Genomic DNA, 26,232 nt, shown 5'->3' with positions numbered 1-26,232 from the left:
GAAAAGGAATGGGTAGTACATCTAGGTAATAAAATAGCTTGTTACCTAGATGTATAATCTAAATGCTGTTCCGTTAACATTTTGAATGTATCGTTATTGCAGAATTAAACCAACAATCATAATGAAACTAAATAGTATCATCCAACCAAACGCACAATAGCCGAAGATTCTAATCCATTTTGGCAATTGATTCATGTTAACTCTATTTGTGGGAACTCCTTGCATAAAAAACATCATTTTTTGATCTCTATCCCTATTATTTTGTTGTTCATACATAATATCATCACCTTTCTAGAACTATTGTGTTTATAGTATATCAGTCTGAAGAAAATTATGTATAAGGGCTCGTTTGCATCTTGCGTGGTGAATTTTATAAATAGCAAAAAAGAGTCCTATATAAATGGGACTCTTTTTCTTCAAGTATTAACTTACTGGATATGCATTAGAACCAAGATAACGTTCTTTTATAATTTGTAGATGATGAAGCTCATGTCCAGCTATGATGTATGCTAATGCACGAACTGTAACTTCAGATTTGTTCGCATATCCTTTTTGTAACCAAGTGTCTTTATCTAAGCTTTTCAGTAAATGCACGGTAGATTGGCGAACAACTATTAAATTCTCAAGAAGATCTTGCATAGATTGCTTATCAAAAGCAGCTTTAAGAACATACATATCATCGTTATAGCCTGGAAGTTCTGCTGTCTCGCCTCGAGCGATAGATAACAAGCGATACGCCATAACACGTTCTGTATCTGCAATATGGCCGATTACTTCTTTTATACTCCATTTAGTAGGAGCATATCGAAAAAGTCCCTCACTATCAGAAATGTCTTTTAATAAAAGATTCGTTTCCTCTATTTGTTGTTCTAAAATTTGTATGATATTTCCGTCTGATACTAAGTTAACATACGTAGCATAATAAGAGTTATATTCACTTGCCTTTGGTCTAATTTGCATACGAATCATCCTTTATATTTAATCTTTACGTACAGCTTATCACAAAATACTTTCAAATTAATCTGAAAGTTATAAATTATAATTGAAAAATTCACCTACTACCTTAGTTGAAATTATGTACTTTCACATCAATTAACAAACAGAAAAAGGATTTTTGATTTAACTCTTAGAATAGCGTTCTATTAGGAGTTCTTTGATATGAATTGTTTTTTGATTACTTTTGATGATAACTAAGAAATATAGAAAGGTTGTGAATTTATTTGATGGGTTATAAAGCTATGCTGTTTGATTTAGATGATACGTTACTTAATAGGGATATGGCAGTAGATAAATTGTTTTTATTTGTTTTAGAAAATTGTTATGAGGATGTTAGTGATACAGTTAAAAACAATATGCTACGGAAATTTAAAGAATATGATAAAAGGGAATACGGCATGAGTGATAAAACAATAGTTTTAGAATCGTTGTTTGATGAATTCCCGCCGAAGTATAGATTGCCACGCAATTATATCCAAGATTTTTGGAATAATAATTTCCCTAAATGTTTTTCAATAGACAAAAATACTATTCATTTCTTACATCATATAAAGAAGCACTTTGAAATTGGAATTATAACAAATGGCTCAAGTCAGAGGCAAAGGGCTAAAATAATTAACACGAATTTAAACAATTACTTTGATACGATCATTATTTCTGAAGAAGTGGGATTTAGTAAACCGGATAAACGTATATTTGAACTAGCATTAAATAAGCTTAATGTGCAACCAGAAGATGTATTATTTATTGGAGATGACTTAGAAAAGGATATTGCTGGTCCTCAAAATGCAAATATAAAAGGTGTGTGGTTTAACCCTCAGAAAATCAAGAATACTACCAAAATACAACCATATGCCGAGATTAACACTTTGGATAGCTTGTTAAGTTATGTTACGCCACAATATTTTTTTAACAAGTAAAATTAATTTCATTGACCGTATTAGTAATAAAAAATAGAGGCAATTTTAAAAGCTACAGCTAATTTAATCTATGATTCATACGAAGTTTTGTAAAACAATTTTACTCATATTGTGTAAATTATAAAGGGGTGGGACTATGGAAATAAAGAAAGTAGTAATCGATGGAATCAATATTGCGGTCATTAGAAATGATAAGGTATTAATATCCGATGTTCAATCTGCATTAGATACTATGGCAACTGTTCAATATGAGATAGATGCGAAGCATATTATTATCCATAAATCTTTAATAAGTGAAGATTTCTTTGATCTAAAAACACGTCTTGCGGGCGATATCCTTCAAAAGTTTATAAACTACAAGGTGAAATTTGCTATTGTTGGAGATTTCTCTATGTATACTAGTAAAAGCTTAAAGGATTTTATTTATGAATGTAATAAAGGTAAAGATATTTTTTACTTAGCAACTGAACAACAAGCAATTGAAAAACTAAGTACATTAAAGTAATAACAATACCCCAGTAAAATTACCCTCTTTTTCATATCGCTTATTATTTATAACATATAAGAACTGATGTTTGTGTTAAACTAAGAAATGAATAAAGGGGGAGTTTTCTTGAACAGTTATAATGATACGATACAAAACTTAAACAACATAATTTACAAACCTAACAATTTACTGATTGCGAATGTAAAAGAAGAAAAGCAAAACGCAGAATATGCAGGATATTTATTTCACTTAAATAACAAAACCATTCGTTTTAGAAAATCTAAAATTACTCCTAATAAAATTGGTCAATTTGTTTCTTTTTGGGAGAAAGATGACGATATGCAAAATCAAGCATTCTCTTATGACGCTGCTACTGACTTATTAGTTATCACTTGTATAGATGATAATAAACTAGGACAATTTATCTTCCCTAAAGAGATTCTTCTTAAGGAAAAAATCTTGAGAACACAAAATCAAAAAGGCAAGATGGCTATGAGGATTTATCCGATCTGGGATACCCCTGTTAGCAACCAAGCTAAAAAGAGCCAAATGTGGCAGCTTCAGTATTTTGTTGATTTAAGCGATTATAATAATTTACCTATAGACAAACTATTACATTTGTATTCGTAGCTTCTTATCTTTAGTAATCTTGTAAGTTAGACTTTTTGTACCGGTACAGTTAAACGAAATGTACATTGTTTCAGTACCCCATCAAAATTACAATCAGCATATACTAGTTTAACTTATACATTTTAAAGGGTGCTGACTATGACAAGTCTACAACATAAGCTTTTTACAAGATTGAATCTTGCAAAGCGTACTGAAATGAAGTTTGAAGAATTAAATACAATTCTTTTTGCATTTGCACACACTATACCATTTGAGAATTTAGATGTTATATCACGTAATTCGAATGCAATTACTATGGAAAATTTACAGGATAAAATTTTAACTAGATCCCGCGGTGGACTTTGTTATGAATTAAATACTCTTTTGTACTACTTTTTAAAAGATTGTGGTTATGATGTACAACTCGCATTAGGTACCGTATATAAAAATGATATAAACACTTGGGCACTCGAGGATGGGCATATAACGATTATTCTAAATTATGATAACGTACGATACGTAATTGATGTAGGTATTGCCTCATTAGTACCTCTAGTCCCTGTGCCTTTTACTGGTGAGGCTGTTTCTTCTAAAAATGGTACGTATCGAGTGAGACGAAAAGATACGAGTAAAGGGAATTACGTTCTAGAAAGAAAAGATACGAACGGTGAGTGGAAAGTATGTCATGCTTTTTATAATCGTATCATTGATGAGGCAGTAGTGAATGATGTTCAAAAAAGAGTAGTAGAAGATGAGAAATCTATTTTCAATAAAGGACCAATTGCAGTGAAATTGACGGAATCTGGTCATGTCTCTTTAACCAATACTAGTTTCACTGAAATAGTTCATGGCGAAAAAGCGAAACGTGAAATTACAGAAGAGCAATATAGGGAGCTTTTAAATACTTTATTTGCTATTGAGTTATGATAACGCGAATAGCTAGCCGGTTCTGAATAAGAACCGGCTATTTTATTAATTTAATTTAAAACAACTATTAAAGTTTGATTTTCTTAATAGATATAATACACTAGAACAGTATGAAAAAGTATAAACAATGAATTTTGAATGTAAAGGAAGATCTTCATGTCAATTATCGATAAATTGAAACTTAATAAGTATACGAATATGGTTGTTATTAATGAACCAAGTGATTACGAAGTTTTTACAGGAAAAGAAACTGTATTTTCAAAAGAACACGATGCCATTTTTATTTTTGTAGAAACACTGGATGAAATGGTGAAACAAACGAATTATATTATTAGTAATAAAGAATTATTAATTGAAAAAGGATACATATTCTTCGCATATCCGAAAAAAGGTAATTCTCGCTACAGTACGTTTATTCACCGTGATGAGATGTTTCCAGCATTAAACGTTGGAGAAGATGGATATGTGGGAGAAAGCGATATTAAATTTGCGCGAATGGTAAGTATGGATGACATCTTTACTGTTGTAGGTTTAAAGCGTGAGAAGAAAAAAGCGACGAAAACGCCTGCAATGAGCCAATGTGTAGCTGATTATGCAGATCGAATTCAAGATGTTGAAGCTTTATTAGCTAATCATCCAAATGAACTTAAGTTTTATCAAAGTTTAACACCTGGATACAAAAAAGATTGGGCACGTAATCTGTTTTCTGTCAAACAAGAAAAAACACGTGAAAAACGTTTTGAAAAGATGATTGAGGTTCTATCACAAGGCTATAAAACAATTGATTTATTCCGCAAAAAGAAAAAATAAGATTAGGAAAGTCACAATGATGCAACAATTAATTGCGATGAGTACATTGAAAAAAGTATTCCTTCCATTATACTAAGGGATGTTCTTATATTTATATAATTAGTAAAAGAGAAAAGGTGTTTGAAATGAAATCGTATATTGTAGTTGGAGCGGGAATTTTAGGTGCGTCTACTGCTTACCATCTTGCTAAGGTTGGCGCGAACGTTACTATCGTGGATCGCCAACAAGTAGGTCAAGCAACAGATGCAGCAGCAGGTATTGTCTGTCCATGGCTTTCGCAACGTCGTAATAAAGCATGGTATAAAATCGTTAAAGGCGGTGCACGTTACTATTCTTCGTTAATTCAGCAATTAGAAGACGACGGTGAAACGGATACAGGTTACAACCGTGTAGGTGCAATTAGTTTACATACTGATGAGAAAAAACTAGATCAAATGGAAGAGCGAGCGTATAAACGTCGTGAAGATGCCCCAGAGATTGGTGAAATCAATCGCTTATCAGCTGAAGAAACAAAAAAATTATTCCCAGCATTATCAGAAGAATTTAGTTCTGTTCATATTAGTGGTGCTGCACGAGTAAATGGAAGGTTATTACGTAATGCATTAATAAGTGCTGCGAAAAAACATGGTGCAACTTTTATAAAAGGCAATGCAGTATTAGTCCGTGAAGGTAGTCAAATTACGGGAGTTAAAGTAAACGATGAAACAATTTTAGCAGAGAAGGTTATTGTAACGGCTGGTGCATGGGCGAACGAAATCTTAAACCCATTAGGAATTAACTTCTTAGTTACATTCCAAAAAGGACAAATTGTTCACCTGCAAATGGAAAATATAGCAACAGAAAATATGCCAGTTGTTATGCCGCCAAATGATCAATACATTTTAACATTTGACAATGGCCATGTCGTAATTGGTGCAACACATGAGAATGATACTGGTTTCGATCACCGTGTAACGGCTGGTGGTTTACATGAAGTATTCCATAAAGCATTAACAGTTGCACCTGGCTTAGAAAATGCTACTATGCTTGAAACGAGAGTTGGATTTAGACCATTCACACCAGGGTTCTTACCTGTAATTGGCCCGCTTCCTAACTTTGAAGGTATTCTCGTTGCAAACGGATTAGGTGCCTCAGGTTTAACTGCAGGTCCATATTTAGGATCAGAACTTGCTAAGTTAGCGCTGGGACAACCAATTGAATTAGATTTAAATGATTATGACGTTGCAGGCGCAATTGAATAACATAAGATATAGAAAAAATACGCTAAGCAAATTCGATAGGAAATAAGCAGTTTTTTTCTCTGTTAAGAGTAAGACTGTTTATGAAAAATAAAATACTTTAAAAATAAAGAGCCGACACCATGAACGTGCATTATTAATGTAGAATTGTGATGTTTGCTCTTTATTTCTATTTATTTAAAGCTTTTTTTGAGAGGAGGTTAAGTAATGAGAGCACCATATCAAGTATTAATATTTCCTTATATAAAAACTGACGATTCTATTCAATATGCGATTTTCAACCGAAGTGATTATGGTTATTGGCAAGGAATAGCTGGTGGTGGAGAAGACGGTGAGATTCCTATTGAATCAGCAAAACGTGAAGCGTTTGAAGAGGCTGGTATTACAAGAGAATGTTCATATATACAATTAGATTCTGTGTCTTCACTCCCAGTAGAGGATGTAGTTGGAGAATTCCTTTGGGGAGATGACGTTTATGTAATAAAAGAATTTTCTTTTGGAGTTAACGTCCCTACAAAAAACATCTCATTATCTAAAGAACACTTACATTATAAATGGTTATCCTTTGAAGAAGCAGTAACGCTTTTGAAATGGGACAGTAACAAAACAGCATTGTGGGAATTAAACAAAAGACTATTAAAACAATAAAGTGAAACTTTAATCAGTGGGGGTTTTCTTCATCCCCACTGATTATTAGTTGAACCAATCGGACTTTTATGGGCAGTTAATCCCTCACCTAACTTCTTTACTTTTTCTGAATTTTGAGGTGGGGGGTCTTACTGCCCATTAAAGCGAGATAAAAGTGTTAGCTAACAAAGATATTAGCGGAACAAGAATTGAACACTACTAAAAATCAAACATGGATTTGGCAGGGTCAATGAACCAAGAGAACTTGCACTAAGAAAAGCTCTATACAGTTGCCTCTGAAAAAATGAAAATAGTTAGAAATATTTTTTGTTGTATGGTTTTTGGCTCTGAATAGCGGAATACATATTAAGTATTCAACAGTTCAAATAAAACGAGTCATCTTTTTATTTGAAGAAGAAAGATGACCAGTTTTATGCTAAAATTCGCTTAGTGTATATTTTCGTTAAAATGTGGGCAGGCCCACTTTTAGCAAAACCGGAGTGGAAATGATGAGTATAAATTGTTTTGTGGGATTGATAAAGAATGAATTATTAAAAGAGATAAGCATAAGAAGCGAGGATGAATCCGAGCCTGTAGTAGTTAAAGATATTCCTAGACTTTGGAAGTGTTTAGGGAAAGGTAATTATGCCGCGGTATTCATGCACAAAGAGTACAAAGATTGGGTAGTGAAAGTATACGCGCGCGAAGGAGAAGGCATTGAAAAAGAGTCAGAAGTATACCGCAGAATCGGAAACCATCCTTCTTATTCAAAGCTTATTTATAAAGGAGAAAATTTCATAGTATTGAAACGGTTAAAAGAAATTACCTTATACGATGCTGTTCATAAAGGGATTAAAATCCCTAAGCAGGTGATCCTTGATATCAATAAAGCTTTAGAGTATGCAAGAGAACAAGGATTAACCCCCTGCGATGTTCACGGGAAAAATGTGATGATGGAAAAAGGAAGGGGATATGTAGTCGATGTATCTGATTTCTTAAAAACAAATGAAGATAGTAAGTGGAAAGATCTAGAAAAGGCATATTTTACATTTTATTTGCCTTTCATTTATAAATTGCCTTTCCCTGTTAAAATTCCGTATTTTATGTTAAACATTGTTAGACGTTCGTATAGAAAATATAAGAATCTTAAAAAGAAATTCAAGTTGTAATACTTATAAGTGAACCGCTAGTAAACAAAAGGACCGTACATATTAGAGATGTACGGTCCTAATCTTTTTTATGCATACATATTTTTGCTAGTTATATCACTATCAATCCCAAAACGAGATATTTTGAATAAATGAAATCGTCAAAATAAGTGTTGATGCGGAACCAGCAGTTAATAACATTACTATTTTTCGTCCATTCTGTTTTTTTGAAGGTTTTATAAGTTCTGTAATCAACACAATCCATATTATTATAGAAACTATAGAAATAATATTTATAGACATATGTAACACATCCCTTCGTGTTTTTACATAAACATTTCTTTTTTATAAATTAAAAGCAGTTTAACAATAAAATATGTACAGCATTATAAATCAATATTTTCCTGTTAAACCATCTTTTTTAAATAGAAATACGACTGATAAAATAATAACAACAACCTTCAAACTGCCCCAATATGGATAAATAGCATGATCTGTTAGATTAGCATGCTGAAAAATGTTCTCTAATCCAAAAATCCCAATAATGACCGCTAAAAGAAAAGCAGATTTTCCAATAGTTGTATTACGATAGAGGGTAAATAAATATAGTGCAAATATAAGCGGTAAGATGATTTGGAGTAAAAGTGTCATAAGTAGCCCTCCTAGTTTATTTATAATTATATTATATACAAAATTGTAATAAAAAGGAATTGCTCTTTTTGATACTAATAAGATCCCTCTAATCATACTCTTCTATTAAAAAGAATATAAAGGGGTGTAAAGTTAATTGACAAAAGTTAAAGTTCGTTTACGACCCATTGTTCATAACATAAATTTACCCACTGTAATAAAAACAGCAATTCTTCCAGGTGAATCGGCTGAAAGGCTATTTATCGCAACGCAATTAGGAGAGGTTTTTTACATAGGAGATGGCGTCATAAAAACATTTTTAAATATTCGTCCGCGAATTATAAAATTAGGCACATCTGAAGAAGGTGTCTCTAGTAGTGGTTATGATGAACGAGGATTGCTAGGACTAGCATTTCATCCACAATTTTATCAAAACGGTTTATTTTATCTTCATTATTCTGTCGCTGGCACTCAAGGACCTAGTGCACTTTCTGAACAATTTAAACCGAATCCTTGTGACCCGAAAACTTTAAATTTAAAATGGCTAAATAGAGATACGCAATATGATCATATCGATACAATTGAAGAATTGATTTTACAATCAAACGGTCACCCTCAAAAACGTAGAACATTACTTAATATAAAACGCCCATTTTTTAATCATAATGGAGTAAATACTTTAAACTTTTCTCCAGAGACGGGGAAACTTGTTTTTACAAATGGAGATGGCGGCTCGGGTTATGATCCGTTCAATTTAAGCCAAGATGATTTAGAAATAGCAGGTAAAATTATTGAAATCGATGTAAGTAAAAATACATTCATAAATAATCCTCCAGTCGTTACACGCTTTAATGAACTTCCTCTATCTATACAAGAAACACTTACAGTAATTGCGAAAGGTGTTCGTAATATAACCGGTATTTCATTCCAAAGGTTTTATAATCAGTATATTAAATATGCAGGTAATGTCGGACAGGATATTGTAGAGTCTATTTTTTCATTTGTTCAATATAAACCAATCCGGGTTACCGAACTTGTTCAAATGCATGTAATGAGACTCACTTCAAATCAAGATGGATTTATTAATTTTGGTTGGAGAGGATGGGAAGGAGAATTGCCTACTTCTTTTATAAAACACTGTTCTGAAAATCCTGCTTTTGATGAGAGAACAATGGCTTATTATAATGAAACAATAGAAACATCAGTGAAGCGAATTCAGCCACTCATTAGTTATTTTCATAAAGATCCAAGACCGGATAAGTTTGGAGGAACTTCACTAACAGGCGTTCAACCATATATGGGAACTGCAATCCCGAATTTACATGGTAGTGTTGTGTTTACTGACCTTGCTAGAAAAGAAGAGTCTCGGCCGCCAGTTAAAGGTGTATTAGCATATACTAGAGCAGGTACAGATGGTAAACATACTGATTTTCATGTTATTGAAACTGATTATGATTTTGGTACGCAATCAGCTTATTATATGAGTTTAGGAACAAATTTGGATCAAACTAGGTTATATTTAGGAGTTTACGGTTCTATGAAAGTAACTGATTTTAACAAAGGTACCATTTTTGAAATTACCCCTTAATACGATATACACTCGTAGTTTAATCATACAAGGAATTCCCTTTGTTTTAAAACGTACAAGTTCTCCCCCTAAAAGCCTTTTATTGTATAGTAACTCATTACAAGTAGAACACAGCTCATAAACCACTAGTGTATGAATAAGATAGAAAGTGATGGATGAGATATCTTTAGGGGGTATTTTGATGAATCGATTTGTACGTTATTGGTGTCAACTTATGATAAAGAATAATGGGGACTTTGTTCATAAAAGAAAATTATCCCTAGCAAATAAAGTAGTCATTACAGCTTTAATGAGTGCTTTGGCCACCATGTTTCAAGCAGCAGGTAACTTAATTCCTGGTATAGGGTTATTTATTAGCCCTTTTGCGACGTTACCAATTTTTTTGGCGATTTGCTACTCTATTCGTGAGGGAGTACTTTCTTATTTCCTTACTATTCTCCTATTATTTATTATTGAGCCAAGTGAACTAATTGTTTTTCCTTTTACTACAGGTTTATTAGGTATAGCCTTAGGGCTTTCCTTTATACTATTCAAGAGGAGAATTTGGGTTGTTTCCTTTTCTGCAATTTGTCTACTTATAGGAATTATGATAGTTCTCGATATTTTCCGTTTTCCAGTACTTGGTCCTACTATTCATACAATTATGGATATAAAAATGATTTTATCAATATTTATACTGAGTTTTCTATACTGCTGGATCTATGCAGGGCTTTGTAGAATATTGTTGAATAGAGTATATAGAGTATGGTTTTAACACTTGTATGGAATGGAGACTTAAAACATGTATAACGTTGCAATTAGGAGACCAAATTCGGATGATTTAGAGGAACTACACTTATTTTTCCGTATAGTTATTACGAATACATATAAAGACGAAGGATTATCACAACTATTGGATGACATAGAAAATGAAATTGACATGAAAAAGCAATATTTGAAAACAGATTTTGATAGTAATGGAGAAAAACGTTACTTTTTATTAGCAATTGATACAAATAACGATAAAATCATCGGAACAATTGAAGTTGGTCCAGCAAGTACGTTGATTAATAGTTGTACAGGCGGTGTACTTAAAGATTTGTATGAAATAGGAACTGTTTTTATACTGCCGGAGTATCAAAAAAAGGGTATCGGGAGTTTACTACTAAATGCAATATTTCTTACGTTACTTAGCAAAGGTATAACAGAGTATTGTTTAGATAGTGGCTACAAAAAAGCACAAAGTATATGGACGAAGAAGTTTGGAGAGCCTAGTTATGTACTGAAAGATTATTGGGGAGAATCAAGTGATCATATGATTTGGAAGAAGAGTTTACATGATACACCTATAATATTTGAATTATAAAATAAAATATGCCTATGAACGTAGCTTTTCTTACATATGTATGCTATTATTTATCTTTATAATAAAAGAGGACGTGAATGAACTTGATTAAAATTAGTATCCCTGAAGTTGATGTTACAATTACTGAACGTAAACAAGTTATTAGAGGAGACGAGCCAAGAATTACGCCAATCAATGGTTTTATCGACTTCCACTTGTTCCCTAGAGATAAAGGCGGCATTTTTATGTTTTACAATATTAATGACAAACTACTTTTCGTAGGTAAAGCTCGTAAAATTAGACAACGTATTAAGAAGCATTTTGAAGATAATGTTTCTCCAATCAAAAACCACCGTGATGAAGTATACCGCATTGATGCATGTATCGTAGAAGATCCAATTGAAAGAGAAATTTACGAAACATATATCATTAACGAATACAAAGCAAAATATAACGTTGATAAAGTATTCTATAAATAAGCAATAAAAAAACAATCCTAGCACATATACTGGGATTGTTTTTTATTTAGATTTAGCCCCCATATTTTTCTCCTTTTTTTAAATGATTAGCAGCAATAAAACAAACTACACCTATACATATAAGTACAATTCCAATTGTTTTATGTTTTCCAAAAAAGAAAGGAATATCAGAAATAACATTTGTCATACATAACCCTACAAATACAAGGATAGGTCCTACCCACAGTAATACATTGCCGAATTTCGTATGTTGCCACATAGTAAGCCTCCTTACCTCTTTTTACATATATATCCATGAATTAAAAGTAAATTCATAGAGAAATACAGTTTTTTTCATATCGAAAATTTAACCTTCATATATTGGTACAAGCAAACAAGAAAGGGGACCATCATGAATTGGTTAGAAGCTTTTATATTAGGGATCGTACAAGGTTTAACAGAGTTTTTACCGATAAGTAGTACAGGTCATCTTTATTTAGGAAGGCATTTGTTTCAATTAGATGAAGCAGGATTGTTTTTAGATACGATGCTGCACATTGGGACTTTACTTGCAGTGTTTATTTATTACAAAAAAGAATTTATATATTTAATCAAAAATCCATTTTCAAAACTAATGCTACTACTTATTGTTGGGACGATACCTGCGGTTGTAATCGGGTTGTTATTTAAAGACTTTTTTGAGGATATTTCAAAAACAGGTATTACGATTGGTTGGGAGTTTTTAGTGACCGGATTCTTCCTCTACATGGCGGATAAACAAAAGAATGGTCGTAAAAAAATGGATGACATTACATATAAAGATGCATTTATCATTGGTTCATTTCAAGCAGCGGCTATTTTTCCGGCTATTTCTCGTTCTGGTATGACAATCGTCGCTGCATTATGGAGGAAGTTAGACCGCGAAACCGCTGCTTACTTTTCCTTTTTATTATCAACGCCAGCTATTGTCGGAGCTATCATTTTGCAATTTGCAGATGTTTTTCAAGGGAAAGCAGAATCTATTTCTAGTACATCTTTAATTGTCGGAACGTTATCAGCAGCGTTTTTTGGATACATAGCCGTTTCATGGATGATTCAATATTTAAAACGTCACTCTTTAAAAGTATTCGCGTATTACGTATGGGGATTAGGTATTTTAATTTTAACGTTGCAATTTACTGATGTATTTTAAGTATAATGATAAAGAAGTTAATTTGTTTAAGATCCTGTTTCATTCATACAAGGCAGGATCTCTTTTTATTAAGGGGGAAAACATGTTTAATAAGGCTATCGTTATTGGTGGAAGTATGGCAGGAAAGTTCGCAGCAAAAGCATTATCAACTTCTTTTAAAGAAATAATCATTATAGAAGCTGGTGAAAGATGGGATGGAAAGTCTTCGAGAAAAAGAGTTCCACAAAGTAATCATCCTCATGTGTTATTAAAAGGCGGAGAAAACGCCATTGAGGAATTGTTTCCAAATATTACGAACGAATTAATAGAAGCAGGTAGTATCGTAAATAACTTTACTCGCGATTTAAAATGGCATCAATTTGGTTTATGGAAACAGCCATTCACAGGAGAAGTACATATGATTCAACAAAGTAGGTTTTTGCTTGAATGGCATATTCAAAAACGAATACATCAAATTTCAAATATCACCAGTAAATTTAAAACACTAGTGGAAGGGTTAATAGTAGACAGAAAGGCTAACAAAGTATGTGGAGTAAAAGTTAAATGTTTAGAGACAGGCATACAAGAAGAAATACATGCAGATATTGTTGTTGATGCAAGTGGATTTAGTTCAAAAAGTATAGAGTGGCTACGAGAATACGAAATTGAAGTACAAGAAGAGAAAGTTCGTATTAATTTATTTTACGCAACGAAAATGTTTAAACTTAAAGAAAATGAGGAGTTAGACTGCTGTAATATGCTAATGTCTCCAAGTTTCCCTGACAATCCGCATGGTGTTCTTATTCAAACGATTGAGGATAATCGTTATTTTGTTACTTTCAGCGGGTATGCAAGTGAGAAAGCACCACAAACAGATGAGGAATTTTATAATTTTGCTGAAAATCTATCAATCTCCAATGTTACAGATTTCCTAAATAAAGCGGAGGCAATTTCAGATATCAAAACGTATAAAATTCCTTATCAAGTACGTCGGAGATTTGATCTCACTACAAATATGCCAGAAGGATTATTAGTCGTTGGAGATGCACACTGTCGTTTTGATCCTGTTTTCGGTCAAGGTGTTTCCGTTGCAGCTATGGAAGCTCACCAGTTGCAATTACTTCTGCAAGGTAGAAAACAACTTGATAAAACATTTACAAAACAATTTTATAAAAAGGCAGCTACTATAATAGAAACCCCTTGGGATATGACAACAACGGAAATATCACATCACCCGCAGCTACAGAGAGAATTAACTACAAAACAAAAATTTCAGCTATGGTATACGAAACAAATATATCGACTATCCGCAAGTAATTCTGATGTTTATATTCGGTTAGTACGAGTGATGAATTTAATTCGTAGTCCATTTCACCTATTTCATCCAAAAGTGCTACTTGCTGTGTTATTAAAACGAAAGAAATAGCAGGAAAATAGTTGATTAAAAAAGAATATATAACAGTTAGTAGATATAGAAGGGGTAATCGAAATGAAAATATACATAGAACAATTAAAGAAACACGATGCTAAGGATTTATTTACGTTTGAACTTACGAATAAGTCTTTTTTTGAAACAATGGTACCTAATCGTGGCTCGCAATATTTTGATTTTGAATATTTTCAAAAACTACTAGATGATTTATTAATAGAACAGGCGGATGGAGAATCTTATTTTTATTTAATTCGTAACGAAGAAAATGAAATTGTAGGAAGAATAAATTTAATAGATATAGATTCGGAGACTCGAATCAGTTCGTTAGGTTATCGGGTCGGAGAAAAATTTACTAAAAAAGGAGTTGCAACTGCAGCCGTAAAATTAATTTTAGACGTAGCAAAAAATAATGAAATTAATGAGGTTCATGCTAAAACAACTTCTAATAATCTTGCATCACAAATTGTACTAGAAAAAAGCGGGTTTTCTTCTTATCAAAACGAAGCAGATACAACATCTGTACAATTGAATGGGGAACAGGTGAATTTTGTACATTATATTTGGAGAAATACTTCGCGCTTATAAGAAGGGGGACTTATTCATGAATGATTTACGATATCCAATTGGGCAATTTACATACAAACGTCCTATAACGGAAGACATGATAGATACATGGATTCAAGAAATTGAAGATTTACCTAATGAACTAACGAAAGCTATTAAAGATTTAGATCAGAAGCAGTTAGACACACCGTACCGCGTTGGTGGATGGACAGTTCGTCAAGTAGTCCATCACGTTGTTGACAGCCACATGAATAGCTACATACGCTTTAAATTAGCACTAACAGAAAAGAATCCAACGATTAAACCATATAAAGAAGAAAAGTGGGCAGAATTACCTGATTCTAAATTACCAGTAGATGTTTCATTAGTAATGTTAGAGTCATTACATAAAAGATGGGTTAACCTTTTATATTCTTTAGAACTTGAAGATTTAGAAAAGACATTTAACCATCCAGATACTGGTGAAACAAAACTTGCTGCTGCAATTGGACTATATGCATGGCATGGTCGTCATCATACAGCTCATATAACTTCATTAAGAAAACGACTAAATTGGTAACATGGAGATTACATTAGAGAAGGCAACAGAAAGTGATGCAGCAGTTTTATTTCAAATGCAAATAGACTCATTTAACCCTTTATTAAATAAATATAAAGACTATGAAACAAACCCAGCAAATGAATCTATTGAAAAAACTATATTTAGAATAAATAATCCCAGCAGTAATTTTTATAAGATGATAATAGATTCGAAACTTGTTGGAGCGATATGTATATCCCAAAAAGAACTACCTTATAAATTTTGGATCAGTCCAATGTTTATTCATCCAATCTATCAAGGGAAAGGAATTGCTCAGAAGGTACTTATTTTAATTGAAGAGATGTTTCCAGAAGCACGAAGTTTTGAACTTGCTACGATTTTAGAAGAAGAAAGAAATTGTTTTCTATACGAAAAGATGGGATATAAAAGAACAGAAGTAACTAAGAAATTAAATGATAAAACTACACTTATTTATTACAAAAAAGAAAGGTAAAGCGTTTAAAATACACTTTACCTTTTTATGTTATTTTAGATTAAATATACAATTTTGATGTATATTCTTCCAAAATAATCGGATTAGTAATTTTTAAAATGAATAAACATGCAAAAAATACACTATTTCGTCGTATATGTTACCAACGCTTTTTGAATGCTTAAAACACTATCGTCACCTTTAAATTCTTTCGTAATTGGCGTGCTCAAACTAGATACCCAAATTTTAAGTTCAGCGTCTAAATCAAAATGCCCAGCTGTTTCAATGCTAAATTGTGTAATGCTTTTATAAGGGATTGAATGATACTCAGTTTTTTTACCTGATATTCCTTGTTTATCTACTAAAATAAGACGACGATTTGTGAATACAATTAAATCACGAATTAATTTATAAGCATGTTCAACTTTCTCATCGTCTAACATAATCTTCTCTAAATCACGTTCTACACTTTCTGTACTCGTATTTGATGCATTTCCTAAAATACCGCTAAATAAACCCATAGGAAATTCCTCCTCCATTATTTGTGGAATGTGTTACTTATATTGTACCATGCTATTTACTAAGAAATTATGATATTACTTTAGTAGTTTCTGGTTATTATTGCAATTCATTTATATAACCTCATCTTAATATCTTATGCTAATATGTAAGTAAGAAAAAAGAAGCAGAGGGATATAGCATGAAAAATATCGGTTTAGTATTAGAAGGCGGAGGAATGAAAGGTTTATATACGGCAGGCGTACTCGAATATTTTATGGAAAAGAACTTATTTTTCCCTTATGTAGTTGGCGTATCCGCCGGAGCTTGTATGGGAGCAACTTATTTATCACGTCAAAAAGGGAGAAATAAAAAAGTAAATACAGAGTTAGTAGCAGATCATCGTTATATATCTTATCGAAATTTAATTCGAAAACGTGAATTATTTGGAATGGATTTTTTATTTGATGAAGTACCGAATAAAATTGTACCGTTTGATTTTCAAACTTTCTTAAACTCAAATGAACAGTTTGTTATAGGAACGACTGACTGCGAATCAGGACAAGCTATTTATTATAATAAAGCAGAACACGGAAATGACATTTTAAAAATCATTCGTGCATCTAGCTCAGTGCCGTTTATAGCGCCTGCTGTAGAATATGATAATCGAAAATTGCTAGATGGAGGAATTATAGATCCTATACCAGTTTTAAAAGCTCAAACTGATGGTTATGAAAAGAACGTTGTAATTATGACAAAACCAGAAGGATATGAGAAGCAACGAAATAAATTTTCTGGCCTAGCTAAAATTTTATATAGGAAATATCCGAATATCGCACAATCTTTAGTAGAACATTATCGTTTTTATAATGAGACGATATCTTATATGAATCAAATAGAACAAAAAGACAACTTTTATATTATTCAGCCTAGTGTACAGCTTCCAATAAGCGGAATAGAAAGAAGTAAAGAAAAGCTCGTTAATTTATATAATCTTGGCTATACAGATGCTCAATATCATTATGAAAACTTATTAAATTGGATAGAGAACTAAAGGGGTGGAAAGTTGAAGTTAGGAAAAAGGGTTATTTTTAATGAATTGCAGAAAATGCATAGTCCACTGTATAAACCGTTTCCGAATTGTGACATTCGAAAAATACGAAAAGATTTTAATAATATGTTTACAGAAGATGATTGTATAAGCGCTGATTTAAATTATTATTGGATGCATACAGCAGGTACTTTAAGTTACGTACTTAATAACAATGAACAGGAGATTGTGTTTAATCAAATAAAGTGGCTAAGGATATCGTTTTTCGAGTGGTTTCCGCAATATCGTTTTTTAGAAACAGAGATTATGAAGTATCCCATTTTATATAGAGATTTCATGAATTATGAAAAGACCCGCAAGCTATTACTTTATTATCTTACTGAATAAAAATTAAAACGTACAAGTGATGCTGCTTGTACGTTTTTTGTTCATAAAATATTCAATATTAACATGTAGGTATTTTAACGAGAAAAAAGAAGTACATATAGAGAATGTGTGAGGGAGGAGATAGAAGTTTGTTAGCTGTTTTCCTTTCAATTCATGTCCAACTCAAATATTTCGAGTAAAATTCGCTTCTAAATGGTATTATCAAATATCAAGAAAACTAATTTAGAAACGAAGAAGGGACAGGTTTAATATGGAAAACGTATCAAATGTAGATAAAGTAGAATCAATTAAATCTTTACAGTCAACAATCCGTAAACTTGAAAATGCGCTATCTCAGATGACTCAAAAAGGCTCAAACACTACTTTAGTGAAAAAAAGACTCAAAGCAGCTAGTATCGGCTTAGCTATGTTAGAAAGTATTTGGAATCAAGAAACCCATCATTACACGCAAAAGGATTTAGCAGACGCTCGAAATATTCTAATTGGTTTGCTTCCATCAATTGAAAAGATTTATGTTAAGTCAAAGCTTGGGAGTCCTCAAAGAACTCTTTTAGAAAGAAGAATAAAATCATTGGAACTTTCTATTCAAGCAATTGATCATTTTTCTAATCAATAACTTCTCTAAACACATAACTTACGACTACTTTTATATAGGGATTCTAATGAAAAAACTACATATAGAATACTACAAAGGAGGAAGAGAGGTGACTACAATAATCAGTCCTAAGTTAGAGAAGCTTAAAAATCAATTAAAGAATGGAAACGAAAAAGCTCTTTATACTTTTTTGGATGAAATCAAGTCAAATCATACACCACTAGTAGAACAATGTCCTATAGATAATCAGTATAAACTTATAACGTATATATGGTTAGGTGATCAAAATACTGAAAATGTTTATGTAGTCGGTAGTTTTCCTGGTTGGGATCTGTCTGTAAATCAATTACAACGATTGTTACAGACAGATCTTTGGTATGTTACGTTTAGGACGAATAAAAGGTTCATTTCAACTTATTATTTTACAGTAAATGATTTTTTCAAAAATGATTGGAGAAAGCGTAGTGAACAGTACCGACTAGACCCATTCAATGAAAATGTATTTGGAGAAGGTGCCAATAAAGCGTCTGTGTTAAAAATAGATATGGAAGTGCAGTATAGCAGTCGTTTTCCTTCAAATGATTATCCATCCGGAAAGATTGAAACATATTCTTTTTATAGTTCGATTTTAAATAACACACGCAAAATTCATATTTATACGCCTCATGATTGTTCTCACACTTCACATCTTCAAGAACTTCTCATTGTATTTGATGGGAATTCATTCATTAATGACCTTTCAATCACAAAAACACTTAATTATTTAATTTACGAAAAAGAAATCCCATCGTGTATTGCTGTTGCTATAGATCCTGTTAATCGGCTAGAAGAGCTAACTTATAACGATAAAATGAACGCATTTCTAACAAAGGAATTACTTCTGTGGATTCAGGCTAAGTATCGTGTGCATAAAGAAGCGAAACATACAACAATTGCAGGTTTCAGTCTTGGTGGCCTAGCAGCTTTTTATGCAGCACTTCAAAATCCATATATTTTCGGAAATGTGTTGTCAATGTCTGGATCCGTACATTGGGAAAAGGATAATTACGAAAATACAATTCCTTGGATTGAAAATCAAATTTCATCAATAGATTTTAATACGACTCATCTCAATTCTTACATAGCAGTAGGTGAACTTGAAAACGAACCTCTTTTAACGGCTAATAAACGGCTATATAGAGCTTTAGAAGAAAAGAAATACCAAACCACTTATGAAGAGTTTCAAGGCGGACATGATAGCGTGTGGTGGCGAGAAAAGCTATTCGATGGATTAAGGGCATTAGAACTTACAAAAACGACACTAAAAAATAAAAAGGAGAGAGAATCTATGAATCAAGAAGAACTAGATAAAAAACTAAAAAAGCAAGAGATTTTAGTAAAAGATGAGAAAGTTTGGTCCTATACGTATGAGGATCATATTAGTTCTATCGTTAAAGAAGCAGAAAAGAAAGGGTCTTTTGATAATTTACCTGGTAAAGGGAAACCACTGAATCTTGATAAAGATCTTTCGTACAATCCTGAAAAACAACTGTATAGAACTTTGAAAAATAATCATGTTTTACCTAGGTGGATTGAGATTTCAAAGGAAATTGATGACTTAAAAGAAAAACTAAAAGAAAATACAAATACTGCAGAAGCAGCGAATTTAATTCGGACTATTAATAAAAAGGTTTTAGAACATAATTTACTTTGTCCAGCAAGTGCGCAAAAAACGAGGGTGAAAACGGACTTTTAACAATTTTTCATGAAGCTATCTCTTGCTATATAATTAAGTAAGGCATTTTCAATTCATTATGAAAGGGAGGCAAATGTGATGAAGAATACGTATCAACTTCAAATTCCGAAAGAACTAGAGCAGTATCGTAGTATTTTAGAAGAAAGTGTAAAACCGTATATTAAAGTGTCTGGAACATTAGCAGAGACAACCCTTTTTGAAAGTAAGTTTGGTGGTTATCCGTATTTACCTATAGATCAAGAGCATCCTAAAGATTCAAATGGACAACCTATGATGTTACTTGCACAGTTAAACTTTGAAGAAATTCCGCATGTTGAATATATGCCCCAAAAAGGAATATTGCAGTTTTTCGTAAGTACTGATGATGAGCTTTATGGAGCAGATTTTGATCACCCAACAATCCAAAAAGACTTTCGAATTATTTATCATTCTAAAATTACTGAAGATTTAAATAAGGTAATTACTGATTTTAGTTATTTAAACATTTTAGAAATAGAAGACTTTATCATACCTGAAGCAGCAAAATTACAATTTGAATTAGATTATCAACCCATAACATCTAGAGATTATCGATTTGAAAAGATGTTTAGTGAGGATATTGATTGGGAAGAAATTGTTGATGAAGAAAATAATACAGAATTAGGCGAACTGTATGATGATTTATGTAAAGATTTCGGACATAAAATTGGTGGTTATCCATTTTTTACACAGACAGATCCAAGGGAATGGGAAGAAAAATACCAACAACATGATATATTATTACTACAAATCGATACAGACGACTCATTAAATATTATGTGGGGAGATTCTGGTGTTGCTAATTTCTTTATTAAAAAAGAAGATTTGTTAAATCTAGATTTTTCCAATGTTATTTACAACTGGGATTGCTACTAAAAAGATATAAATGAAATACTAGCAAGCTAAAAAATCTTCCTGAAGGTGAGGGAGATTTTTTTATGTTAAAAATAAACGTTATGTTAACTAGAGTGTAAGATAATACGAATAATAAAAGTCAAGCATAAAAGTCAAGCGTAAATAACAGAAATAACAAGAAATAATGTAAAGTTGTAAAACGTGTGTAAATAGCAATAAATTTATAAAGTACAACATAAAATAAAATTATTAATTTATATTTTGTAAAAAGATTTTTCTGCATAAAAAAATTGTTACTGATCAAAAAATGTTTTTGATTCGTTAAATCTTAATCAATAATCGATTAAGATTTGCTGTGATGAATTTATAACTAAAAAACGACAAAAACTGTATAAATTCGTTTAAAAAAGATTTTATGTGAATCTCACTAAAAATCTCTGCTTCGTCTCATTAAGTATAGTTTACTTGTATTTTGATACCTGATATTACTTTGGTTCTATAACTGCCTATAATATATATTATGTTAACTGGATAAAAATAATAAACTTATTATATGTTAGTTTGCATTGTTACGCTTCCCTTTTCATCAGATTCATTCTGTGTAATCGATTGTGTGCTTATTTGTTGTTGTTTTATGAGTTGTTGATGATAATGTCTCCAGATATAAATTATATTTAAGACAATAAAAAATGCAATTCGTTTTAAATGAACACATTAAACGAATTGCATGGATATGATTCATAATAAGTTTTTAAAATTAGTTTGCTACAGCAATTGCTTCGACTTCAATTAATAAGTTATCGTTAATTAACTTTCTAACTTCGACAGCTGAACTTGCCGGTGGATTATTAGTATCAATGTATTGATCTCGAATATCTCTAACAACGGCCATTTGAGAAATGTCTGTTAAGAAAAATGTTAATTTTACTACATCATTGAAATTTAAGCCTGACGCTTCTAATGCGATTTTAATATTTTCAAATACTTGTCGTGTTTGTGTAGCTAAATCATTAATTCCAACAATTTGACCGTCTATATTAATTGCTACTTGTCCAGATATGTAAATCGTTCGTTTAGCGTTACTAACTTCCACTACATGTGAGTATCCAAAAGTTGGTGGCATCGTTTCTGGATTGATAAATTTCTTTTGCATGGCTCTTCTCCTCTTTGAATATCTTATTTTCTTTATATTAGATTTTAAATTCAGATTTTACCGTTCAGCTGCTACATTTGTAAAAGTATATTAACACTTTAATTTAAAGTTATTGATGGATTATGTACGTTTGATTTTTTTGTGTGCTTGTTATAATTACACCTTGTTTTATTAATTCTTCAGTTACTTTTGTATAGAAAAAGTGATACCACCAGATAAAAAACTCTTCATAAGTAATTTCTTTTGAGTATCTGCTGCTGGCAAAGTATTGTTTTAAAGGTTTATCGTTTTCGTTGAACAATAAGACTAAATCTTCACTGATTGTGTTTGCAATTTCGTTAAGTATAAATAAGTCTGTTGATTTAAATACAGGGATAACAGGTTGTGAATTTTGATATAAGCCTAATTTTTCGTAAACTACGTTTAAATGTAAGTCTTTTTGTCTATCTGCTGCTACGAAACCTTTTACTAATTGTTTTTTCTTATAATTAATATCGGTACTATTGTTTTGAAAATATTCTTTAAATGTTTCGTTATCTGCTGTTATTAAATTTAATGTTGAATATCGAGAATTTCCATAAAGACCAATTTGAACTTCTCCTAAATCTAAATACGTATTACCATACATCCCGAAAGCCTCTATATCTGTTAGTTCTTGTTCTTGAATAGCATAATAATATCGTTTCTTATTTCTTAAAGGTCGTTTCTTTTTTAAATAGTTTTCTTCAATGTAATTTATTTGTCCAAAATCTAATAACACACCACTATACAATAAAAGACTATAAGATTCTCTAGATAAATGATTAAACGTGTCGATTCTTTTTGAAATATCTTCAATACGGCTTGAATAGTTTTCAAAAATCTTAAGTGTTGGTTTAATTAGAGGTTCACAAAGATTATAAAGCTTTTCTCCTTCACAAACTGTTATAATCATACACGTTGGATAGTACCTCCCTCCTATTTGTTTCAATAGCCCCTCTGCTTCTAATAAATTAACGCGCTTTTCAAATTCATCATTCGCCCAATTTAACATCATTTTTATAGCATTTGACTCAAAACCAAGATGAATCAATACAAGTAAATATTGAAGTTTCGTTCCTTTTATTTTTATAGATGGCGAATTATCTCCAGACGAAATCATTTTTGCTTCATAAGCTGTATGTAATATATTCTCCGGACTATTATTAGTGAACATTTCATATTCTCTCCCTTACTAATAAATTCATTATAAAATCTATGTATTTATTAAGTTCTATAAACGAAAATGAGTGTCCTCTAATAATCTCAAATTAAAAACCTTAGCATAGATATACTAAGGTTCCTTACATTTTTATAATGAATGAATTCTTTCATAGTCTTTTTTAAATTGATTATCATTTTTTAACCAACTTTTAAAAGTTGGTTCTTTTATTTCTAAAATGGAACAAGTTTTAGCGATACATTTATTTTTCATATATTCCTTAAGGAAATTTTGTTTTCTCTGCTTAACAGCAGCTTAAGTTCTTTTTAGCTTTCGATCTTTTTTTCTTCCGGTTAAAATGACGCGATAATGTTTATTTTGATTTAGTAATTCGGCTGGTAAATTATGATTTTGTAGTACCTGATTTAAAGAATTCATAAAGCTATATGATCCTCCTACAAAGCTTACTGTATAAGTTTCATACTTGACGTAACCATCCCCATCAAAATATCCACGAACAAAATGATGTAAATATTCTTCTGGTACGAAAGGGAATTCAATGTTAAAAGATTTACATGGCATAATTCCATGTATGTTCATAAGGTCATCTTTTATTGTTTTGCTATTAATATTTAGCATATATACACCTGTTTTTTTGTTTTGGTATAGCGGCTGATTTGTTTTTAGTTCTTTTTTTATGTCTTCTAAAATATAACTTTCTTTTTGTGATATACTGACGCATTGATTTTCTTTTGGTATAACACCGTCAGCTGCTATAAACCCTAAAATATAAGCCATGTTATTTGACCACGTTTTAAAATAATCTTCTGTTATGTCATACTTTCTCTTCCAGCTCCCTATAGCGCGCCTTGGCACGTTGCTGTCTGATAGAACCATACGAATATACCTTGCAGATACGTTAGCAAGCATAGCGATTTCTGAGGTACCCTTCCCTTCCGCATACAGATGAATGATTTCAGGTTTTGATAGTTTACATTTTGATTTCTTTTTTCTCTCTATTTGCACTTACATCCTCTCCTTTCTTTTACTAATTAGAGACATATTTTCTTCTTTAACATATAACAAAACGTATGTTCCTTGTTACTTGTAAGAAGAAATTTACTAAATTAAAACAATTTACATTTATTTAGTATTCGTTTTATCTGCTGCTGCATGGTTTTTATTTTGTATATAAGAATAATGAATTTGACAAATTTATGAAATGTACTGCAATTACGGTGAAAGGTAAAATGATTTCGTTTAAACTACAAATAGCCACAGTTTGGAGATGCCTCTTCCCCGTTTCCTCTGTTTAATAGTAAACGTTATAGTGGTGCTTTTTCTTTAGAGCATGAAGATCTTCAAGAGATTGATGCAAAATACGGTCCATTCGATCTTACGTTAATGGAATGCGGGCAATATGATCCAAGGTGGTCTGCAATTCATATGTTGCCTGAAGAAACAGTACAAGCTCATATTGATGTACAAGGAGAATTACTTCTTCCGATTCATTGGGGTGCTTTTACATTAGCATTACACGAATGGAGTGACCCGATAGAACGTGTTACGAAAGAAGTTAACCGTTTAGGAGTTAAAATTACAACGCCTCAAATTGGCGAATCTATTACGTTAAAATCTACAGACTATCCTAGGTATGCTTGGTGGCAAAAAGTCTAATTATAATAAAAAGCGAATCGTCTTATATAAAAGATTCGCTTTTTACTTATTGATTATAATGTATCGTTGACAAACTGATTAAACTTGTCTATTTCTTCAACGAATGGATTATGATTACTTTCTTCAAATTTAGTTAATGTTGCGTTCGGGATTAAATTTGCTATTTCACGAGAAAATATGTAGGGACATTGTGCATCATGCTTACCACAGTATATAAAACTTGGGATTTTTACGAATTTAAGTTTCTGACGAACATCATAATCTTTATATTCAACTTGTCTAAAATAATTTAACCGATTGCCAACTGTCTTTCCGCTATTCGGCAATTTTAATGCCTCTTCAAGCTTTTCTTCAGAATAAAAAGACATAAGTGCCCACTCTATACTTAATGCTTTTCTTTCTTCTTGTACTGTACTATCATCATTTAATGCATTCATAATTGATACGATTCTATTAAATTTTACATTTTCACTACAATATATACTATCTTTATGAGATGCATATTCCTTGCTCGCCGCTGCGCCACCAACAATTATTTTCGTTAAACTTTCTTGTGCTTCAGTCGCATATACAAGAGCTAACATCCCTCCTGTCGAATGACCAGCAAACCCCCACTTATTAATATATAAAGCTTCTCGAATCGCTTCTAAATCTTTAATCGTTTCGGTCATACTATATTCAGAATCAGTATTAGATAAAATAAAATTATGCTCTAATATGAATTCATTGTGGAGCACTTCAACTAAAAATTTAGGTATCATCTCTCCTACGCCGTAATTATAATCACTAAGAATCCAAGAAATCTCTTTCCAATCTAGAATTCCTTCTGAGACTTTTTTTGGAGTGTGATATATAAATTCATGAAGTAACTCTACTAGATAAACATACATACCGCCAGAATATGAAGAATCCTCCCATGTAATAATGCCTTTAAATTGAATTTGGTCATACGTAACTTTTATATTAGTCTCTTCTTTTATTTCACGAATCGCATTTTCTAAAGGTGTTTCGCCCTTTTCTATCTTTCCTCCTACACCATTCCATAATCCTTTTACCGGATCATATTCTCTATTTAACATAAGTATCTCTTCATTTCTTTTTATAAAACATAAAGTGTGCTTGTACATAACGTGATTCCTTC

The 26,232-nt window shown here is 31.7% G+C and carries 31 protein-coding genes and 2 pseudogenes; 23 read left to right on the top strand and 10 right to left on the bottom strand.

Annotated features, from left to right (window positions below):
- Positions 1-93 precede the first annotated feature (93 nt).
- Together PDQ33_RS16390 and PDQ33_RS16385 are read right to left on the bottom strand one after the other, a co-directional pair.
- Positions 94-276: a hypothetical protein gene (locus tag PDQ33_RS16390; protein ID WP_000273226.1), complete on the bottom strand. Its 183-nt coding sequence runs from the start codon at positions 274-276 to the stop codon at positions 94-96.
- A gap of 147 nt (positions 277-423) precedes the next feature.
- Entirely contained in the window at positions 424-960 is a 537-nt protein-coding gene (locus tag PDQ33_RS16385; protein ID WP_061130430.1) for a DinB family protein, read from the bottom strand.
- A gap of 263 nt (positions 961-1,223) precedes the next feature.
- Here PDQ33_RS16385 and PDQ33_RS16380 point away from each other — a divergent pair, with 263 nt between their 5' ends.
- The 8 genes from PDQ33_RS16380 to PDQ33_RS16345 all read left to right on the top strand — a co-directional run bounded on the left by PDQ33_RS16380 (position 1,224) and on the right by PDQ33_RS16345 (position 7,783).
- Positions 1,224-1,916, top strand: coding sequence for an HAD family hydrolase (locus PDQ33_RS16380; protein ID WP_061130431.1), 693 nt, complete (start codon positions 1,224-1,226; stop codon positions 1,914-1,916).
- 136 nt (positions 1,917-2,052) lie between these two features.
- Entirely contained in the window at positions 2,053-2,421 is a 369-nt protein-coding gene (locus PDQ33_RS16375; protein WP_071741644.1) for a DUF4180 domain-containing protein, read from the top strand.
- A 108-nt stretch (positions 2,422-2,529) separates the two neighbouring features.
- Positions 2,530-3,033, top strand: coding sequence for a MepB family protein (locus PDQ33_RS16370; RefSeq protein ID WP_061130433.1), 504 nt, complete (start codon positions 2,530-2,532; stop codon positions 3,031-3,033).
- A gap of 138 nt (positions 3,034-3,171) precedes the next feature.
- Positions 3,172-3,939 carry an arylamine N-acetyltransferase family protein gene (locus tag PDQ33_RS16365; RefSeq protein ID WP_061130434.1) on the top strand — a complete coding sequence of 256 codons (768 nt, stop codon included), beginning with the start codon at positions 3,172-3,174 and terminating at the stop codon, positions 3,937-3,939.
- Between the two features lie 156 nt (positions 3,940-4,095).
- Positions 4,096-4,749, top strand: a complete 654-nt coding sequence (locus PDQ33_RS16360; RefSeq protein WP_000022240.1) for a YdeI/OmpD-associated family protein — start codon at positions 4,096-4,098, stop codon at positions 4,747-4,749.
- Positions 4,750-4,874: 125 nt separating this feature from the next.
- Positions 4,875-5,990 carry an NAD(P)/FAD-dependent oxidoreductase gene (locus PDQ33_RS16355; protein WP_061130448.1) on the top strand — a complete coding sequence of 372 codons (1,116 nt, stop codon included), beginning with the start codon at positions 4,875-4,877 and terminating at the stop codon, positions 5,988-5,990.
- A 204-nt stretch (positions 5,991-6,194) separates the two neighbouring features.
- A complete protein-coding gene (locus PDQ33_RS16350; RefSeq protein WP_061130435.1) occupies positions 6,195-6,635 on the top strand; it encodes an NUDIX hydrolase in 441 nt (146 codons plus the stop codon).
- Positions 6,636-7,120: 485 nt separating this feature from the next.
- Complete coding sequence (locus PDQ33_RS16345; protein ID WP_270756183.1) at positions 7,121-7,783, top strand: serine/threonine protein kinase; 663 nt, start codon at positions 7,121-7,123, stop codon at positions 7,781-7,783.
- Positions 7,784-7,885: 102 nt separating this feature from the next.
- On the opposite strand, the gene PDQ33_RS16340 is transcribed toward PDQ33_RS16345, so the two are convergent.
- Together PDQ33_RS16340 and PDQ33_RS16335 are read right to left on the bottom strand one after the other, a co-directional pair.
- Complete coding sequence (locus PDQ33_RS16340) at positions 7,886-8,065, bottom strand: hypothetical protein (RefSeq protein WP_000026330.1); 180 nt, start codon at positions 8,063-8,065, stop codon at positions 7,886-7,888.
- Between the two features lie 90 nt (positions 8,066-8,155).
- Positions 8,156-8,413, bottom strand: a complete 258-nt coding sequence (locus PDQ33_RS16335; protein WP_000173559.1) for a hypothetical protein — start codon at positions 8,411-8,413, stop codon at positions 8,156-8,158.
- 136 nt (positions 8,414-8,549) lie between these two features.
- Between PDQ33_RS16335 and PDQ33_RS16330 the strand changes: the two genes are divergently transcribed.
- The 4 genes from PDQ33_RS16330 (at position 8,550) to PDQ33_RS16315 (ending at position 11,783) form a co-directional block, all read left to right on the top strand.
- The gene (locus tag PDQ33_RS16330) at positions 8,550-9,980 is read left to right on the top strand and encodes a PQQ-dependent sugar dehydrogenase (protein WP_061130437.1); all 1,431 of its coding nucleotides are present in this window, start codon (positions 8,550-8,552) and stop codon (positions 9,978-9,980) included.
- Between the two features lie 181 nt (positions 9,981-10,161).
- The gene (locus PDQ33_RS16325) at positions 10,162-10,734 is read left to right on the top strand and encodes a hypothetical protein (protein WP_061130438.1); all 573 of its coding nucleotides are present in this window, start codon (positions 10,162-10,164) and stop codon (positions 10,732-10,734) included.
- A gap of 27 nt (positions 10,735-10,761) precedes the next feature.
- Entirely contained in the window at positions 10,762-11,325 is a 564-nt protein-coding gene (locus tag PDQ33_RS16320) for a GNAT family N-acetyltransferase (protein WP_061130439.1), read from the top strand.
- Positions 11,326-11,402: 77 nt separating this feature from the next.
- Positions 11,403-11,783 (top strand): nucleotide excision repair endonuclease, encoded by a 381-nt coding sequence (locus tag PDQ33_RS16315; protein ID WP_270756180.1) that lies wholly within the window; start codon positions 11,403-11,405, stop codon positions 11,781-11,783.
- Positions 11,784-11,835: 52 nt separating this feature from the next.
- On the opposite strand, the gene PDQ33_RS16310 is transcribed toward PDQ33_RS16315, so the two are convergent.
- The gene (locus PDQ33_RS16310) at positions 11,836-12,042 is read right to left on the bottom strand and encodes a hypothetical protein (protein ID WP_061130441.1); all 207 of its coding nucleotides are present in this window, start codon (positions 12,040-12,042) and stop codon (positions 11,836-11,838) included.
- Between the two features lie 132 nt (positions 12,043-12,174).
- Between PDQ33_RS16310 and PDQ33_RS16305 the strand changes: the two genes are divergently transcribed.
- The 5 genes and pseudogenes from PDQ33_RS16305 to PDQ33_RS16285 all read left to right on the top strand — a co-directional run.
- Complete coding sequence (locus tag PDQ33_RS16305) at positions 12,175-12,954, top strand: undecaprenyl-diphosphate phosphatase (RefSeq protein ID WP_076868892.1); 780 nt, start codon at positions 12,175-12,177, stop codon at positions 12,952-12,954.
- Positions 12,955-13,036: 82 nt separating this feature from the next.
- Positions 13,037-14,359: an FAD-dependent monooxygenase gene (locus tag PDQ33_RS16300; protein WP_270756177.1), complete on the top strand. Its 1,323-nt coding sequence runs from the start codon at positions 13,037-13,039 to the stop codon at positions 14,357-14,359.
- 63 nt (positions 14,360-14,422) lie between these two features.
- Positions 14,423-14,950, top strand: coding sequence for a GNAT family N-acetyltransferase (locus PDQ33_RS16295; protein ID WP_000708331.1), 528 nt, complete (start codon positions 14,423-14,425; stop codon positions 14,948-14,950).
- A 16-nt stretch (positions 14,951-14,966) separates the two neighbouring features.
- Positions 14,967-15,488, top strand: coding sequence for a YfiT family bacillithiol transferase (locus tag PDQ33_RS16290; protein ID WP_000999059.1), 522 nt, complete (start codon positions 14,967-14,969; stop codon positions 15,486-15,488).
- 1 nt (position 15,489) lies between these two features.
- Positions 15,490-15,963 (top strand): annotated as a pseudogene (locus PDQ33_RS16285) (GNAT family N-acetyltransferase); the annotation flags it as partial.
- Positions 15,964-16,085: 122 nt separating this feature from the next.
- On the opposite strand, the gene PDQ33_RS16280 reads toward PDQ33_RS16285, so the two are convergent.
- Positions 16,086-16,463 carry a PH domain-containing protein gene (locus PDQ33_RS16280; protein WP_000522480.1) on the bottom strand — a complete coding sequence of 126 codons (378 nt, stop codon included), beginning with the start codon at positions 16,461-16,463 and terminating at the stop codon, positions 16,086-16,088.
- 179 nt (positions 16,464-16,642) lie between these two features.
- Between PDQ33_RS16280 and PDQ33_RS16275 the strand changes: the two genes are divergently transcribed.
- From PDQ33_RS16275 to PDQ33_RS16255, 5 genes are all read left to right on the top strand, one after another.
- Entirely contained in the window at positions 16,643-17,494 is an 852-nt protein-coding gene (locus PDQ33_RS16275) for a patatin-like phospholipase family protein (protein WP_000789269.1), read from the top strand.
- 12 nt (positions 17,495-17,506) lie between these two features.
- Positions 17,507-17,878, top strand: coding sequence for a YxiJ-like family protein (locus PDQ33_RS16270; protein ID WP_061130444.1), 372 nt, complete (start codon positions 17,507-17,509; stop codon positions 17,876-17,878).
- A gap of 250 nt (positions 17,879-18,128) precedes the next feature.
- Positions 18,129-18,494 (top strand): hypothetical protein, encoded by a 366-nt coding sequence (locus PDQ33_RS16265; RefSeq protein ID WP_061130445.1) that lies wholly within the window; start codon positions 18,129-18,131, stop codon positions 18,492-18,494.
- A gap of 88 nt (positions 18,495-18,582) precedes the next feature.
- Positions 18,583-20,208, top strand: coding sequence for a DnaJ family domain-containing protein (locus PDQ33_RS16260; protein WP_270756173.1), 1,626 nt, complete (start codon positions 18,583-18,585; stop codon positions 20,206-20,208).
- A gap of 78 nt (positions 20,209-20,286) precedes the next feature.
- Entirely contained in the window at positions 20,287-21,102 is an 816-nt protein-coding gene (locus PDQ33_RS16255) for a YwqG family protein (protein ID WP_061130446.1), read from the top strand.
- Positions 21,103-21,838: 736 nt separating this feature from the next.
- Here the strand turns inward: PDQ33_RS16255 and PDQ33_RS16250 are convergent.
- From PDQ33_RS16250 to PDQ33_RS16240, 3 genes and pseudogenes are all read right to left on the bottom strand, one after another.
- Entirely contained in the window at positions 21,839-22,234 is a 396-nt protein-coding gene (locus tag PDQ33_RS16250; protein WP_001169703.1) for a RidA family protein, read from the bottom strand.
- A gap of 109 nt (positions 22,235-22,343) precedes the next feature.
- Positions 22,344-23,429, bottom strand: coding sequence for a hypothetical protein (locus tag PDQ33_RS16245; protein WP_061130447.1), 1,086 nt, complete (start codon positions 23,427-23,429; stop codon positions 22,344-22,346).
- A 135-nt stretch (positions 23,430-23,564) separates the two neighbouring features.
- Positions 23,565-24,440, bottom strand: a pseudogene (locus PDQ33_RS16240) (LAGLIDADG family homing endonuclease).
- Positions 24,441-24,722: 282 nt separating this feature from the next.
- Here PDQ33_RS16240 and PDQ33_RS16235 point away from each other — a divergent pair.
- On the top strand, positions 24,723-25,091 hold the full coding sequence (locus tag PDQ33_RS16235; protein WP_071741653.1) for an MBL fold metallo-hydrolase: 369 nt from the start codon (positions 24,723-24,725) through the stop codon (positions 25,089-25,091).
- Between the two features lie 53 nt (positions 25,092-25,144).
- On the opposite strand, the gene PDQ33_RS29070 is transcribed toward PDQ33_RS16235, so the two are convergent.
- A complete protein-coding gene (locus tag PDQ33_RS29070) occupies positions 25,145-26,218 on the bottom strand; it encodes an alpha/beta fold hydrolase (protein WP_076872889.1) in 1,074 nt (357 codons plus the stop codon).
- Positions 26,219-26,232: the final 14 nt, after the last annotated feature.

The organism is Bacillus cereus group sp. Bc031, assembly GCF_027716265.1.
Lineage (GTDB): Bacteria > Bacillota > Bacilli > Bacillales > Bacillaceae_G > Bacillus_A > Bacillus_A paranthracis.
Note: the sequence above shows the minus strand (reverse complement) of the source record. Positions and strands in the feature narration are given on the sequence as shown.

Coding starts and splice junctions, on each gene's coding strand:
- PDQ33_RS16390 (WP_000273226.1), bottom strand. CDS start 276: ATGTATGAACAACAAAATAATAGGGATAGAGATCAAAAAATGATGTTT.
- PDQ33_RS16385 (WP_061130430.1), bottom strand. CDS start 960: ATGCAAATTAGACCAAAGGCAAGTGAATATAACTCTTATTATGCTACG.
- PDQ33_RS16380 (WP_061130431.1), top strand. CDS start 1,224: ATGGGTTATAAAGCTATGCTGTTTGATTTAGATGATACGTTACTTAAT.
- PDQ33_RS16375 (WP_071741644.1), top strand. CDS start 2,053: ATGGAAATAAAGAAAGTAGTAATCGATGGAATCAATATTGCGGTCATT.
- PDQ33_RS16365 (WP_061130434.1), top strand. CDS start 3,172: ATGACAAGTCTACAACATAAGCTTTTTACAAGATTGAATCTTGCAAAG.
- PDQ33_RS16360 (WP_000022240.1), top strand. CDS start 4,096: ATGTCAATTATCGATAAATTGAAACTTAATAAGTATACGAATATGGTT.
- PDQ33_RS16355 (WP_061130448.1), top strand. CDS start 4,875: ATGAAATCGTATATTGTAGTTGGAGCGGGAATTTTAGGTGCGTCTACT.
- PDQ33_RS16350 (WP_061130435.1), top strand. CDS start 6,195: ATGAGAGCACCATATCAAGTATTAATATTTCCTTATATAAAAACTGAC.
- PDQ33_RS16345 (WP_270756183.1), top strand. CDS start 7,121: ATGATGAGTATAAATTGTTTTGTGGGATTGATAAAGAATGAATTATTA.
- PDQ33_RS16340 (WP_000026330.1), bottom strand. CDS start 8,065: ATGTCTATAAATATTATTTCTATAGTTTCTATAATAATATGGATTGTG.
- PDQ33_RS16335 (WP_000173559.1), bottom strand. CDS start 8,413: ATGACACTTTTACTCCAAATCATCTTACCGCTTATATTTGCACTATAT.
- PDQ33_RS16325 (WP_061130438.1), top strand. CDS start 10,162: ATGAATCGATTTGTACGTTATTGGTGTCAACTTATGATAAAGAATAAT.
- PDQ33_RS16320 (WP_061130439.1), top strand. CDS start 10,762: ATGTATAACGTTGCAATTAGGAGACCAAATTCGGATGATTTAGAGGAA.
- PDQ33_RS16315 (WP_270756180.1), top strand. CDS start 11,403: ATGAACTTGATTAAAATTAGTATCCCTGAAGTTGATGTTACAATTACT.
- PDQ33_RS16310 (WP_061130441.1), bottom strand. CDS start 12,042: ATGTGGCAACATACGAAATTCGGCAATGTATTACTGTGGGTAGGACCT.
- PDQ33_RS16305 (WP_076868892.1), top strand. CDS start 12,175: ATGAATTGGTTAGAAGCTTTTATATTAGGGATCGTACAAGGTTTAACA.
- PDQ33_RS16300 (WP_270756177.1), top strand. CDS start 13,037: ATGTTTAATAAGGCTATCGTTATTGGTGGAAGTATGGCAGGAAAGTTC.
- PDQ33_RS16295 (WP_000708331.1), top strand. CDS start 14,423: ATGAAAATATACATAGAACAATTAAAGAAACACGATGCTAAGGATTTA.
- PDQ33_RS16290 (WP_000999059.1), top strand. CDS start 14,967: ATGAATGATTTACGATATCCAATTGGGCAATTTACATACAAACGTCCT.
- PDQ33_RS16280 (WP_000522480.1), bottom strand. CDS start 16,463: ATGGGTTTATTTAGCGGTATTTTAGGAAATGCATCAAATACGAGTACA.
- PDQ33_RS16275 (WP_000789269.1), top strand. CDS start 16,643: ATGAAAAATATCGGTTTAGTATTAGAAGGCGGAGGAATGAAAGGTTTA.
- PDQ33_RS16265 (WP_061130445.1), top strand. CDS start 18,129: ATGGAAAACGTATCAAATGTAGATAAAGTAGAATCAATTAAATCTTTA.
- PDQ33_RS16255 (WP_061130446.1), top strand. CDS start 20,287: ATGAAGAATACGTATCAACTTCAAATTCCGAAAGAACTAGAGCAGTAT.
- PDQ33_RS16250 (WP_001169703.1), bottom strand. CDS start 22,234: ATGCAAAAGAAATTTATCAATCCAGAAACGATGCCACCAACTTTTGGA.
- PDQ33_RS16245 (WP_061130447.1), bottom strand. CDS start 23,429: ATGTTCACTAATAATAGTCCGGAGAATATATTACATACAGCTTATGAA.
- PDQ33_RS29070 (WP_076872889.1), bottom strand. CDS start 26,218: ATGTACAAGCACACTTTATGTTTTATAAAAAGAAATGAAGAGATACTT.